Source organism: Sphingobacterium sp. Lzh-3 (assembly GCF_046764375.1).
Lineage (GTDB): Bacteria > Bacteroidota > Bacteroidia > Sphingobacteriales > Sphingobacteriaceae > Sphingobacterium.
In genome coordinates this window covers 1,126,895-1,142,368 of sequence record NZ_CP177226.1, presented here as the reverse complement: position 1 = coordinate 1,142,368, position 15,474 = coordinate 1,126,895, and the positions used below count along the sequence as shown (strand labels likewise).

Here is a 15,474-nt window from a genome sequence, read left to right as displayed (position 1 = left end):
TTAGACCATCGAGCATATAAAAAAAGGGAATCAAATTTGATTCCCTTTTTTTATATGTTTGATCAAATACATCTTTTGGTATTGCCTGATGTCCCCAGTTGTGTAGTCCGACCACGCGAGAAGCCAATTCGTCTGGACTCATTGATTTATCGTGCGGGTGCCAATCTAATTATTTATCGTCTGGTAAAGTTCGAGCATACGTCTCGTATTTTTCGTCTCATGATCCAATTCGATCAAATAGCTCTTTTTGATGTGCATATAAATATTAATTCATTAATTGATAGCTATTCAATGCTGTAACGACATAAGGAGCTTCCACCGCCTTATGTGCTGCCATCCGCGCAATTTCTCCCTCTACATAGGTTACCTTCAGCGGTAAAAATGTATTGTTCAGTACATTTTCATGGAATAACGCCTCATACCAGGTACATGCAGCAACAAAACGTCCGTAATCCAAATTTAGATGATAGCCATCGCGCGTCAAATGATCTCCAAGAAAGCTGGTACGTGCGTTCTGAACCGCCGTCCCCGACGGAACCAATAAATCAAAATTACCCCAATTAAAGACTTCCTGCGAAGTACGAGCAATAGCGTTATACATTTTATCCTGGCTACGGTTATAAAGGACAAAGCCTTCATGAGACGCACCATTTTGATAGGCCCAAGTCTGATGTAAAATATACTTCGTTTCAGGAAATGCAACATGCTTCGTTACGTAATCATATAAAGGAGGGAGATCTTTCGCATATGAATCATAATCTCCTGACAGTGGGCTTGCTTGTTGAAAACTGATATAATCCCATGCTTCGTCTATCAGCGCCTCAGATAGCCGCGCATTAGTCTTTTCAGACATTTGCCCGTCAGTATTGATTTTGCGATAGCGATAAGCGGCTTTGTCTTCCTTCCCGTTACTTACATGTAAACTTAAAGGGGCTCCACCAATATAGAGATTACCGATCACAATCTTCTTCTTCCCAGCTTTCGCCAGGTCATATAAATTCTGTTCAATAGCATCTTCAGAGAAACTATTACCAATAGCCAAAATACGCAACACGCCATCGTCTAAAGATTTACTTTGTGCATATAAACGGTTATTCTTCAAAAAGAACAAGACTAAAAAGCCGAATACCAATACCTGTTTTACTTTCATCATAATACAATGCAATAACAACTAAATTAGCTAATATCTCGTAGAAATACGAATGATAGTAGAAAGAAAGGAAGTGTAGTGGCGGAAGTGTTATGGCCATGGAAGTATCCAAACGAAAGAAGCCCTTGACTGTTTCCAGCAAGGGCTTCCGTGTAAAAAAAGGCACCGACCTACTCTCCCACCTGTTACGGCAATACCATCGGCTCTGGCGGGCTTGACTGCTCTGTTCGGAATGGGAAGAGGTAGACACCGCCGATATAGGCACCTAAAAATCTTTATTGGATGATCTATGATATTCATATCATGTTTTTCATGCCAACTGACATATGTATTGAAAGAGGTTCGTTTCCTGTATGTTTCAAAAATTAAAGAGGAAGACAACAGTGTCTGTCTGCTTGAGAAAGCTTCGGGCTATTAGTACCACTTGGCTTTGGTCTCTCAACCTTTACACCTATGGCCTATCAACGTAGTCATCTTCTACGACCCTATAAGGAAGTCTCATCTCGTGGCTAGTTTCGCACTTAGATGCTTTCAGCGCTTATCTATTCCAGACGTAGCTACCCTGCCGTACACCTGGCGGCATAACAGGTTCACCAGAGGTCTGTCCAACCCGGTCCTCTCGTACTAAGGTCAGATCCACTCAAACTTCCAACGCCCACAACAGATAGGGACCGAACTGTCTCGCGACGTTCTGAACCCAGCTCGCGTGCCACTTTAATGGGCGAACAGCCCAACCCTTGGGACCTTCTCCAGCCCCAGGATGTGACGAGCCGACATCGAGGTGCCAAACCTCCCCGTCGATATGAGCTCTTGGGGGAGATCAGCCTGTTATCCCCAGCGTACCTTTTATCCTTTGAGCGATGGCCCTTCCATACAGAACCACCGGATCACTATGTCCGTCTTTCGACCCTGTTCGACTTGTCGGTCTCACAGTCAAGCAAGCTTATGCCATTGCACTCCACGTACGGTTACCAAGCGTACTGAGCTTACCTTTGAAAGCCTCCGTTACCTTTTTGGAGGCGACCACCCCAGTCAAACTACCCACCAAACAATGTCCTCCCCATAAGGGAGTTAGAAACCGAATACAGAAAGGGCGGTATTTCAAGGTTGATTCCATGACTCCTGGCGAAGCCACTTCAACATCTCCCGCCTATCCTACACATCCTGTACCCAATCTCAATGTTAAGCTATAGTGAAGGTGCATGGGGTCTTTCCGTCCCGTTGCGGGTAATCGGCGTCTTCACCGATACCACAATTTCACCGAGCTCATGGCTGAGACAGCGCCCAGATCGTTACACCATTCGTGCAGGTCGGAACTTACCCGACAAGGAATTTCGCTACCTTAGGACCGTTATAGTTACGGCCGCCGTTTACTGGGGCTTCGATTCAATGCTTCTCTTGCGATGACATCCCCTCTTAACCTTCCAGCACCGGGCAGGTGTCAGGCCTTATACTTCATCTTGCGATTTTGCAAAGCCATATGTTTTTGTTAAACAGTCGCCTGGGCCTTTTCACTGCGGCTGCTCTTACGAGACAGCGCCCCTTCTCCCGAAGTTACAGGGCCATTTTGCCGAGTTCCTTAGCCATGACTCACTCGAGCACCTTAGGATTCTCTCCTCGACCACCTGTGTCGGTTTGCGGTACGGGTCTTCATAACCTGAAGCTTAGCGGGTTTTCTTGGAAGTCTGTTTACCTGCTCTATCAGCGCCACCGAAGCTTTGCTGTACTATTGGGGTTCAGCAGGGTCGGCGGATTTGCCTACCGTCCCTATACCTACGCCTTTCAACGAACTATTCCGTCAGTTCGCGGCAGTGTCACTACTCCGTCACCACATCGCAGTTATGAAGAGTACTGGAATATTAACCAGTTGTCCATCGGCTTGCCCCCTTCGGGTGCGCCTTAGGTCCCGACTGACCCTGATCCGATTAACGTTGATCAGGAAACCTTGGTCTTTCGGTGGGCGGGTTTCTCACCCGCCTTATCGTTACTTATGCCTACATTTGCTTTTCCATAACCTCCACAGTTCATTGCCAAACTGCTTCTCCGGCGATGGAATGCTCCCCTACCAGATGTACATCTTTCAGTACAAATCCATAGCTTCGGTACCGTTCTTGATGCCCGTTTATTATCCACGCCCGGCCGCTCGACTAGTGAGCTGTTACGCACTCTTTAAATGAATGGCTGCTTCCAAGCCAACATCCTAGCTGTCTGGGCAACCGGACCTCGTTAGTTCAACTTAGAACGAATTTGGGGACCTTAGCTGATGGTCTGGGTTCTTTCCCTCTCGGCCTTGGACCTTAGCACCCAAAGCCTCACTGCCGGCTATATTTGATAGCATTCGGAGTTCGTCTGGATTTGGTAGGATTTGACTCCCCCGCACCCAATCGGTAGCTCTACCTCTATCAAACTCTACGCCGACGCTGTTCCTAAAAACATTTCGGGGAGTACGAGCTATTTCCCAGTTTGATTGGCCTTTCACCCCTACCCTCAGGTCATCCGGAAACTTTTCAACGTTTATCGGTTCGGTCCTCCATTACATGTTACTGCAACTTCAACCTGCCCAAGGGTAGATCACAAGGTTTCGCGTCTACCTCATCTGACTATGCGCCCTATTAAGACTCGCTTTCGCTTCGGCTGCGTCCCTGAAGGACTTAACCTTGCCAGACAAGAGTAACTCGTAGGCTCATTATGCAAAAGGCACGCTGTCACAGGACCTGCCTGCTCCAACCGCTTGTAAGCACACGGTTTCAGGTTCTTTTCACTCCCCTGTTCGGGGTTCTTTTCACCTTTCCCTCACGGTACTGGTTCACTATCGGTCTCTCAGGAGTATTTAGCCTTACCAGATGGTGCTGGTGGATTCCCACAGGATTTCTCCGGTCCCGCGGTACTCAGGATACCACTATGTCAACATTCTTTACCTGTACGGGGCTCTCACCCTTGTCGCGCAGTTTCCCACCTGCTTCCAGTTCATAGCGCTGTACAATGTCGTGGTCCTACAACCCCGACCATGCCGTAACATGATCGGTTTGGGCTCTTTCCCGTTCGCTCGCCACTACTTGGGAAATCATTGTTATTTTCTTCTCCTACGCCTACTTAGATGTTTCAGTTCAGCGCGTTCGCGTTTTATACGACTATTCTTCAAATAGTCAGGTTGCCCCATTCGGAAATCTCTGGATCAAGTCGCATTTGCCAATCCCCAAAGCTTATCGCAGCTTATCACGTCCTTCTTCGCCTCTGAGAGCCTAGGCATCCCCCGTGTGCCCTTATTTACTTTCTTCACCGGCATAGCCTTTTGCTACTATGCGGCTGCTTTTGATATATATACACCTATGCTACGTAAAGATTCGTCCGGCCTTGACCGAGGGTCTCCTCTTTACATCAGACACATACACGTATTGTCTCTATACTGTTGTCTTCTCTTGTAATTTTTTTTCTCTTTCAATATGTCAAAGAACTCTTTTTCCGGTATATATGAAGTATATCGCTATACACTTCCCCGGAGATGTGGAGAATAACGGATTCGAACCGTTGACCCCCTGCGTGCAAGGCAGGTGCTCTAGCCAGCTGAGCTAATTCCCCAAACGTTTTCGTAGTCCCGAGCAGATTTGAACTGCTGACCCCTACATTATCAGTGTAGTGCTCTAACCAACTGAGCTACGGGACTAGCTTATCTTGTTCATCTCTTTCTCTCGGTCCTGCTCCCTTAGGGGCGGGCACTTTCTTCTGATGTTTTTTCTTCTGCAATCATATGTAACGTGACGAGCACCGATCTTCGATACTCTAGAAAGGAGGTATTCCAGCCGCACCTTCCGGTACGGCTACCTTGTTACGACTTAGCCCCAATTATCGGTTTTACCCTAACACGCTCCTTGCGGTAACATGCTTTAGGTACCCCCAACTTTCATGGCTTGACGGGCGGTGTGTACAAGGCCCGGGAACGTATTCACCGCGTCATTGCTGATACGCGATTACTAGCGAATCCAACTTCATGGGGTCGAGTTGCAGACCCCAATCCGAACTGTGAATGGCTTTTAGAGATTAGCATCATATTGCTATGTAGCTGCCCGCTGTACCATCCATTGTAGCACGTGTGTAGCCCCGGACGTAAGGGCCATGATGACTTGACGTCGTCCCCACCTTCCTCTCTGTTTGCACAGGCAGTCTGTTTAGAGTCCCCACCACTACATGCTGGCAACTAAACATAGGGGTTGCGCTCGTTGCGGGACTTAACCCAACACCTCACGGCACGAGCTGACGACAGCCATGCAGCACCTAGTTTCGTGTCCCGAAGGACGAGTGCGTCTCTGCACTCTTCACTAACTTTCAAGCCCGGGTAAGGTTCCTCGCGTATCATCGAATTAAACCACATGCTCCTCCGCTTGTGCGGGCCCCCGTCAATTCCTTTGAGTTTCACCCTTGCGGGCGTACTCCCCAGGTGGATAACTTAACGCTTTCGCTTGGACGCTGGCTGTCTATCGCCAACATCGAGTTATCATCGTTTAGGGCGTGGACTACCAGGGTATCTAATCCTGTTCGATCCCCACGCTTTCGTGCATCAGCGTCAATACCAGCTTAGTGAGCTGCCTTCGCAATCGGAGTTCTAAGACATATCTATGCATTTCACCGCTACTTGTCTTATTCCGCCCACTTCAAATGGATTCAAGCCCATCAGTATCAAAGGCACTGCGATGGTTGAGCCACCGTATTTCACCCCTGACTTAATAGGCCGCCTACGCACCCTTTAAACCCAATAAATCCGGATAACGCTCGGATCCTCCGTATTACCGCGGCTGCTGGCACGGAGTTAGCCGATCCTTATTCTTCCAGTACATTCAGCTAGATACACGTATCTAGGTTTATTCCTGGACAAAAGCAGTTTACAACCCATAGGGCAGTCATCCTGCACGCGGCATGGCTGGTTCAGGCTTCCGCCCATTGACCAATATTCCTTACTGCTGCCTCCCGTAGGAGTCTGGTCCGTGTCTCAGTACCAGTGTGGGGGATTCTCCTCTCAGAGCCCCTAGACATCGTCGCCTTGGTAAGCCGTTACCCTACCAACTAGCTAATGTCACGCGAGCCCATCTCTATCCTATAAATATTTAATCAACTGAACATGCGAACTGTTGATGTTATGCGGTGTTAATCTCTCTTTCGAGAGGCTATCCCCCTGATAGAGGTAGGTTGCTCACGCGTTACGCACCCGTGCGCCACTCTCACCATCTTCGAGCAAGCTCTCCGATGGATCCCGTCCGACTTGCATGTATTAGGCCTGCCGCTAGCGTTCATCCTGAGCCAGGATCAAACTCTCCATTGTAAAATGAAGTTTTTGATTCCAACTATTTATAATAATCAGAATTCTTTTTTATATCTCTGATCTTGGATCGAATTGAACGAATTACTTGAATTTGTTCATGACTTTCGTTTGTCTACTCGTCACGCTTACATGATTGTGTTTTCTTAAAGAACTTTGTCGCTTCAACTTCCGTATCCGCTTTATTCCGATGGGCATTGCGCCACTCTTTATCGTTTTGTTTTTCCCTCCGTTTCCGTTGGGACTGCAAAGGTAGAAATCTTTTCTGAACTTCCAAAAACTTTTTTAAGTTTTTTTTCTTTCCCCTTTTTTCGATTTCCGCGTTTAAAATAAACTGAACGGGATTCTAGATCCTGCCAGACTTCTCTTAAACCCTTCTTTTTTTAGGATTCCCTCTTTCGGGGTAACCGTCCCTCCCTTGCGGAGTGGTGCAAAGATAGGGAGTTTAGGAACAAACTTCCAAGCCTTTTGTTCTTATTATTTTCATTTTTCCCTTAACTACCTGTAACATTGAGAGATTATTTCAGGAAAAGCCTACCGAAGAAAGGCATATAAGGGCAACGAAGACAAAATCCACAATCAATAACGACTTACATTTCCCACCAATTAGCGGATACCGATAAGGGAAATTACCTCCGCTATAAAGCATTTCGGCAGTATAAATTTCCATAATGATAAGAAAATACAACCCATTCCCTTTTCTGATCCCTAAAGATTAGGAGAAAATATACTGTAATCCGGAGGTACATAAAAACGAAAAAAGGTCCAAGTATACACTTGGACCTTTATATAAAATAATCGAGTAACGATTAATCTTCTTCTTTCGAAGCCAACAATTGATCGTATTCCTCGCGAGAACCTACGATTAAGTTGCTGTATTGACGGATACCTGTACCTGAAGGGATCAAGTGACCAACGATTACGTTTTCTTTCAAACCTAATAAGTTATCACGTTTACCTGCGATAGCAGCCTCGTTCAACACTTTAGTAGTTTCTTGGAAAGAAGCTGCTGAGATGAACGATTTTGTACCCAATGAAGCTCTGGTGATACCTTGCAACAATGGACTTGAAGTCGCTGGAATTGCTTCACGAACTTCTACAAGTTTTAAGTCACGGCGTTTCAGACTAGAGTTCTCTTCTCTTAATTTACGTAAAGAAACAATTTGTCCCGGACGTAAACTATTAGAGTCTCCTGCGTCAACAACGACTTTCTTGTCAAACAAGGAATCATTTTCCTCCATGAAATCCCATTTGTTTACAGCTTCTTTTTCTAAGAAACGAGTATCTCCTGGATCTTCAATGTTAACTTTTTGCATCATTTGGTGAACGATCGTTTCGAAGTGTTTATCGTTGATCTTCACACCTTGCAGACGGTATACCTCTTGGATACCATTTACAATGTAATGTTGCACAGCTGATGGACCTTTGATCGACAAGATATCCGCTGGAGAGATCGAACCATCTGATAATGGCATACCAGCTTTCACAAAGTCATTATCCTGAACAAGGATATGTTTAGAAAGTGGCACCAAGTATTTCTTGATTTGACCATCACGAGACTCGATAGACATCTCACGGTTACCGCGTTTCACACCGCCTAATGTTACCACACCGTCGATTTCTGTTACTACAGCAGGGTTAGAAGGGTTACGTGCTTCGAATAACTCGGTTACACGCGGTAAACCACCCGTGATATCTCGCGTTTTACCAGTAGAACGAGGGATCTTAACTAAGATACCACCTTCTTTCACGGTCACACCATTGGCAACAGCAACGTGCGCTCCCACTGGAATATTGTATGTACGGATAACTTCTCCAGATTTATCTAAAATCTTAATGGATGGGTTTTTCGTTTTATCACGTGTCTCGATAATCACTTTTTCTTTGTGACCAGTTTGCTCATCTGATTCTTCACGGAAGGTAACACCTTCAATAATTGCATCAAACTCCACCTTACCAGCAAATTCAGAAATAATTACCGCGTTATAAGGATCCCATTCTACCAATTTATCACCTTTAGACACGGAGCTGCCATCTTCAACGAATAACTGCGAACCGTAAGGGATATTTTGTTGGAAAACAATTTTATTATGTGCATCGATGATTTTAACCTCACCAGAACGTCCTAAGACTACCTGATGTGTGCCATTATCGTTCGTTTGCGAAACTGTACGTACGTTTTCAAATTCGATCTTACCATCGTATTTAGAAATGATACTTGAATCAGCAGCAATGTTCGATGCCGTACCACCCACGTGGAATGTACGAAGTGTCAACTGTGTACCTGGCTCACCAATTGATTGAGCGGCGATAACACCCACAGCTTCCCCTAACTGAACACGCTTACCTGACGCCAAGTTACGTCCGTAACAACAAGCACAAACACCACGCTTAGACTCACAAGTTAATACCGTACGGATCTCAATTCCTTCGATACCTGCTTTTTCGATAGTTTCGGCAATTTCCTCAGTGATATCCTCATTTGCAGAAACGATCAATTCGTCAGTATCCGGATGAAGAACATCATGCAATGGTGTACGACCCAAAATACGATCGAACAATGGCTCAACAACATCATCATTATCTTTCAATGCTGTTGTATAAATACCACGTAAACCACCACAATCTTGCTCCACAACGATCATATCTTGCGCTACGTCATGTAAACGACGAGTCAAGTAACCCGCATCCGCTGTTTTCAATGCCGTATCGGCAAGACCTTTACGCGCACCGTGGGTAGAGATAAAGTACTCCAATACAGACAAACCTTCTTTAAAGTTTGACAAGATCGGGTTTTCGATAATCTCACCACCAGAAGTACCTGATTTTTGAGGTTTCGCCATCAAACCACGCATACCACATAACTGACGGATCTGCTCTTTCGAACCACGGGCCCCAGAATCCAACATCATGTAAACGGAGTTGAAACCTTGGTTATCATTCGAAAGAATATCCATAACGTGTGCCGTCAATCTGTTGTTGATACGCGTCCAGATATCGATGATTTGGTTGTAACGTTCGTTGTTTGTAATGAAACCCATGTTATAGTTATTCATTACTTCTTCAACCTCGTTAGTTGCTTGTTGAATCAATTCAGCTTTCGCAGCAGGAATGTTCAAATCTTCCAAGTTGAACGAAAGACCACCTTTGAAGGCTGTTTGATATCCCAATTCTTTCATATCATCCAAGAACTGTGCTGCACGGGCCATACCCGTAGTCTTCACAATTTCACCGATGATATTACGCAAAGATTTTTTCGTAAGCAATTCATTGACAAATCCCATTTCGTCAGGAACAACTTGGTTGAAGATCACACGACCTACAGTTGTTTCTAATAAGGTATCAACGATGCTACCATCTTTTTGTCTAACTTTTGTTTTTACTTTAATCCAAGCGTGAAGGTCAATTTGCTTCTCATTTAAAGCGATGATAACCTCTTCAGCCGAATAGAAAGTCATATCTTGACCTCTTACGATGTGATCGCCAGCAGTTCTACGGCCTTTAGTAATATAGTAAAGACCCAATACCATGTCTTGAGATGGTACTGTGATTGGAGAACCATTCGCAGGGTTTAAGATATTGTGCGCGCCTAACATTAAGATTTGGGCTTCCAAAACTGCAGCATTACCAAGCGGTAAGTGGACTGCCATCTGGTCACCGTCAAAATCGGCGTTGAACGCTGTACACACTAATGGGTGTAATTGAATAGCTTTACCCTCTACTAAGGTAGGTTGGAAAGCCTGAATACCCAAACGGTGAAGCGTAGGTGCACGGTTTAGCAATACAGGGTGACCTTTCAATACATTTTCAAGGATATCCCATACCACAGGATCTTTACGATCAACGATTTTCTTAGCTGATTTTACTGTTTTTACAATACCACGCTCGATCATCTTACGGATGATAAACGGTTTGTAAAGTTCTGCAGCCATATCTTTAGGAAGACCACACTCGTGTAATTTCAAGTGCGGACCTACAACAATTACCGAACGAGCCGAATAATCCACACGCTTACCTAACAAGTTTTGACGGAAACGACCTTGTTTACCTTTCAAAATATCAGATAAAGACTTCAATGCACGGTTACCTTCTGTCTTCACAGCGTTCACTTTACGTGAGTTGTCAAACAAAGAGTCTACCGCTTCTTGAAGCATACGTTTTTCGTTACGTAAGATTACTTCAGGAGCTTTGATTTCGATCAAACGTTTTAGACGGTTGTTACGGATAATCACACGACGGTATAAGTCATTCAAATCCGAAGTCGCAAAACGACCACCATCCAAAGGCACTAAAGGACGCAACTCAGGTGGAATGATTGGAACGATTTTCACAATCATCCATTCTGGACGATTCTCGATATTTTCACGTGAACTACGGAAAGCCTCAACCACATGAAGACGTTTTAACGCTTCATTTTTACGTTGTTGAGAAGTTTCGTTAGCAGCTTGGTGACGTAAATCGTATGACAATTGATCCAAATCAATACGTTTCAACAAATCTTCTAACGCCTCAGCACCCATCTTGGCAACGAATTTTTGAGGATCGTTATCGTCTAAATATTGATTTTCTTTTGGTAAGGTATCTAAAATATCTAAATATTCTTCTTCAGTCAAGAAGTCCATAAAGTTGATACCATCTTCTTCCTTAATACCAGCTTGGATAACCACATAACGTTCGTAGTAAATGATCATATCCAATTTCTTGGTAGGAAGTCCCAATAAATAACCAATTTTATTAGGAAGAGAACGGAAGTACCAAATGTGTGCAACAGGAACCACCAAATTGATGTGTCCCATACGCTCACGACGTACTTTTTTCTCAGTTACTTCAACACCACAACGGTCACATACGATACCTTTATAACGGATACGTTTGTATTTACCACAGTGACATTCGTAGTCCTTCACAGGACCAAAAATGCGCTCACAGAATAAACCGTCACGTTCTGGTTTGTAGGTACGATAGTTAATCGTTTCCGGTTTTGTAACTTCACCACTTGAGCGTTCCAAAATAGTTTCTGGAGAAGCCAAGCTTATCGTAATCGAAGTGAAGTTGCTTTTAATTTTATTATCTTTTTTGTAAGACATACTTATTCAAAAGTTAAAGCTTTATAAAGAAGCTTTGAAGGACTGGAGCCCTTCAAAGCCCTATTTGCTTAATTAATCCAATGTGATATCTAGACCCAATCCACGTAACTCGTGTACCAATACGTTGAACGATTCTGGTACCGATGGTGTCGGAAGGTTGTTACCTTTTACGATTGCCTCGTAAGTTTTGGCACGACCAACCACGTCATCCGATTTCACAGTCAAGATTTCTTGAAGGATGTTAGACGCACCGAATGCTTCCAATGCCCAAACCTCCATCTCACCGAAACGTTGACCACCGAATTGCGCTTTACCACCCAAAGGTTGTTGCGTGATCAATGAGTACGGACCGATTGAACGTGCGTGCATTTTATCATCAACCATGTGACCTAATTTCAACATGTAGATTACACCCACTGTCGTCGGTTGATCGAAACGGTCACCTGTCAATCCGTTGTACAAGTATGTACGTCCAGATTTTGGTAGGCCAGCTTTCGCAACCCAATCTTGTACCTGATCCATTTCAGCACCATCAAAGATAGGTGTAGCAAATTTCACACCCAATTTTTGACCTGCCCAACCCAATACGGTTTCGTAGATCTGTCCCAAGTTCATCCGTGAAGGTACCCCTAGTGGGTTCAACACGATATCAACCGGTGTTCCATCTTCTAAGAATGGCATATCCTCGTCACGTACGATACGTGCAACGATACCTTTGTTACCGTGACGACCGGCCATCTTATCCCCTACTTTCAACTTACGTTTTTTAGCAACGTAAACTTTAGCCATCTGCACAATTCCTGATGGAAGTTCATCACCGACAGATACTGCGAATTTATCACGTTTGAACGAACCTAGCTCTTCATTAATTTTGATGTTGTAATTATGAAGGGCCATTTTGATCAACTCGTTTTTATCTTCGTCAGTTGTCCATCCCATTGGGTTGATGTTGTTGTAATCTAATTCAGCTAAGATTTTTTGTGTAAACTTAGCACCTTTAGCAACCAACAACTCTTTATATACATTGTAGACACCTTGGCTAGTTTTACCATTCACTACAGTGAATAATTTTTCAACCAAACGCTCTTTCAATGATTTAACAGCTCTATCGTGAGCAACCTCTAGTTTTTCTAAAGTTTTACGTTCAACCTCTTTAGACATTTTCTTCGCACGCGAGAATAACTTCGTATCGATAACAACACCTTTTAATGACGGTGGAGTTTTCAATGAAGCATCTTTCACGTCACCAGCTTTATCACCGAAGATTGCACGCAATAATTTCTCTTCTGGAGAAGGATCTGACTCACCTTTAGGTGTGATTTTACCAATTAAGATATCACCACCACCAACTTCAGCACCGATACGGATAATACCGTTTTCGTCTAAGTCTTTTGTCGCTTCTTCAGATACGTTAGGAATATCAGCCGTTAACTCTTCTTCACCACGTTTTGTATCACGAACTTCAAGTTCGAATTCTTCAATGTGAAGAGAAGTAAACCAGTCTTCTTTCGCTACACGCTCAGAAATTACAATCGCATCCTCAAAGTTATATCCTTGCCAAGGCATGAACGCTACTTTCAAGTTACGACCTAATGCCAATTCACCATTTTCAGTTGCATAACCTTCACATAATACCTGTCCTGGTTCAACTCGTTGACCTTTCTTAACGATAGGCTTCAAGTTCATACATGTATTTTGGTTGGTTTTCTTGAATTTGATCAATTTATACGTTTTGACATCATCATCGAATGATACAAGACGATCATCGTCGTTTCTGTCGTAACGGATTTTGATTTCATCAGCATCTACATATTCAACTACACCATGACCTTCCGCATTGATCAATGTACGTGAATCTTTCGCTACACGACCTTCAAGACCAGTACCTACGATAGGAGCTTGTGGACGCAATACAGGCACGGCCTGACGTTGCATGTTCGATCCCATCAATGCACGGTTGGCATCATCGTGTTCCAAGAAAGGAATCAATGAAGCTGCAATAGATGTAATTTGGTTTGGAGCAACGTCCATATAATCAAGCATATTAGGCTCGATAATTGGGAAGTCACCCTCATATCTGGCTTTCACTTTCGCATCTTCGAAATTACCTTTGTCATCATACAAAGCATTCGCTTGTGCGATTGTTTTACCATCTTCATCCTCAGCAGATAAATATACGACTGGCTCGTCGACCACAACAACCCCATCTTTCACCTTACGGTAAGGCGTTTCGATAAATCCTAAGTGGTTAATTTTCGCATGTACAGCCAATGAGGAGATCAAACCGATGTTTGGACCCTCTGGAGTTTCAATTGTACAAAGACGACCGTAGTGTGTATAGTGAACGTCACGAACCTCGAAACCTGCACGCTCACGAGAAAGACCACCTGGACCTAAAGCTGACAAACGACGCTTGTGCGTAATTTCAGCAAGAGGGTTAGTTTGGTCCATAAACTGAGACAACTGGTTCGTACCGAAGAACGAATTGATTACCGACGAAAGTGTACGTGCGTTAATCAAATCTGTAGGCGTAAATACCTCATTATCGCGGATGTTCATACGCTCACGGATTGTACGGGCCATACGAGATAAACCGACACCAAATTGAGCATATAATTGTTCACCTACAGTACGTACACGACGGTTTGACAAGTGGTCAATATCATCTACTTCAGCTTTAGAGTTGATCAAATTGATCAAATACTTCACAATCGCAATGATATCCTCACGGGTTAATACTTTCGTATCATCCGGAGTTCCCAACTTCAACTTACGATTGATACGGTAACGACCTACATCACCTAAATCGTAACGTTTGTCAGAGAAGAATAAACGATCGATGATACCACGAGCGGTTTCCTCATCTGGTGGTTCAGCGTTACGCAATTGACGATAGATATGTTCTACCGCTTCTTTTTCTGAGTTGGACGTATCTTTTTGTAAAGTGTTATATATAATAGAATAGTCCGCATTGTTTGACTCATCGTCTTTCGCTAAGATAATAGACTTAACACCAGCTTCGATGATTAAATCAATGTGATCATCTTCTAGAACAGTTTCACGTTCAAGGATAATTTCGTTACGGTCGATAGATACAACTTCACCCGTATCCTCATCCACGAAATCTTCCACCCATTTTTTCAATACCCTAGCCGCAAGACGACGACCAACATATTTTTTAAGACCAGATTTACTAACTTTTACTTCATCCGCTAAGTCGAACAATTCTAAGATATCTTTATCCGAATCGTAACCGATAGCACGCAATAAGGTCGTAACTGGGAATTTCTTTTTACGGTCGATGTACGCATACATGACGTTATTTACGTCAGTTGCAAATTCGATCCAAGATCCTTTGAAAGGAATTACCCTTGCAGAATAAAGTTTAGTACCATTTGTGTGTCTACTTTGACCAAAGAAAACGCCTGGTGAACGGTGTAATTGCGATACGATGACACGCTCTGCACCATTTACCACGAAAGTACCTTTAGGAGTCATATAAGGGATAGTCCCTAAATATACGTCCTGAACAATAGTTTCGAAATCTTCGTGTTCTTCATCATTACAAGATAACTTTAACTTAGCCTTTAAAGGAACGCTATAAGTCAAGCCGCGCTCGATACACTCTTGGATATCATAACGTGGTGGATCAATGAAATAATCCAAAAACTCTAGCACAAAAATGTTTCTTGAATCAGAAATAGGGAAGTTTTCCGAGAATACCTTGAACAGCCCTTCCTGATGGCGGTTGTCAGAAGTAGTTTCTAATTGAAAAAACTCCTTGAAAGATTCCAATTGCACATCTAAGAAATCTGGATATTCCAATACTTTCTTACTTGTCGCAAAGTTTATTCTTTCTTGTTGAATATTATTGTTTGCCAAGGGAATATGAATTTTAGTTTTAAAAAAACTGCGCTTACACTTAT

General features: G+C 43.6%; 4 protein-coding genes, 2 tRNA genes and 3 rRNA genes. All 9 read right to left on the bottom strand.

Going from position 1 to position 15,474, the window contains the following annotated elements; translation table 11 throughout:
* Positions 1–265: 265 nt before the first annotated feature.
* Entirely contained in the window at positions 266–1,153 is an 888-nt protein-coding gene (locus ACLCDV_RS04650; protein WP_411973000.1) for a DUF4886 domain-containing protein, read from the bottom strand.
* Positions 1,154–1,307: 154 nt separating this feature from the next.
* Positions 1,308–1,419 (bottom strand): 5S ribosomal RNA (gene rrf, locus ACLCDV_RS04645).
* A gap of 126 nt (positions 1,420–1,545) precedes the next feature.
* Positions 1,546–4,427: ribosomal RNA gene (locus tag ACLCDV_RS04640) — 23S ribosomal RNA — on the bottom strand.
* Between the two features lie 228 nt (positions 4,428–4,655).
* Positions 4,656–4,729 (bottom strand) — tRNA-Ala (locus ACLCDV_RS04635).
* A gap of 11 nt (positions 4,730–4,740) precedes the next feature.
* Positions 4,741–4,814, bottom strand: a tRNA-Ile gene (locus tag ACLCDV_RS04630).
* Positions 4,815–4,934: 120 nt separating this feature from the next.
* A 16S ribosomal RNA gene (locus ACLCDV_RS04625) occupies positions 4,935–6,464 on the bottom strand.
* Together the 16S, 23S and 5S rRNA genes with 2 tRNA genes alongside form the textbook arrangement of a ribosomal RNA operon.
* Before the next feature lie 112 nt (positions 6,465–6,576).
* Entirely contained in the window at positions 6,577–6,738 is a 162-nt protein-coding gene (locus tag ACLCDV_RS04620; protein ID WP_201670127.1) for a hypothetical protein, read from the bottom strand.
* A gap of 532 nt (positions 6,739–7,270) precedes the next feature.
* Positions 7,271–11,548: a DNA-directed RNA polymerase subunit beta' gene (rpoC, locus tag ACLCDV_RS04615; RefSeq protein ID WP_294345514.1), complete on the bottom strand. Its 4,278-nt coding sequence runs from the start codon at positions 11,546–11,548 to the stop codon at positions 7,271–7,273.
* Between the two features lie 72 nt (positions 11,549–11,620).
* On the bottom strand, positions 11,621–15,430 hold the full coding sequence (gene rpoB / locus ACLCDV_RS04610; protein WP_317668300.1) for a DNA-directed RNA polymerase subunit beta: 3,810 nt from the start codon (positions 15,428–15,430) through the stop codon (positions 11,621–11,623).
* Between the last annotated feature and the right edge of the window lie 44 nt (positions 15,431–15,474).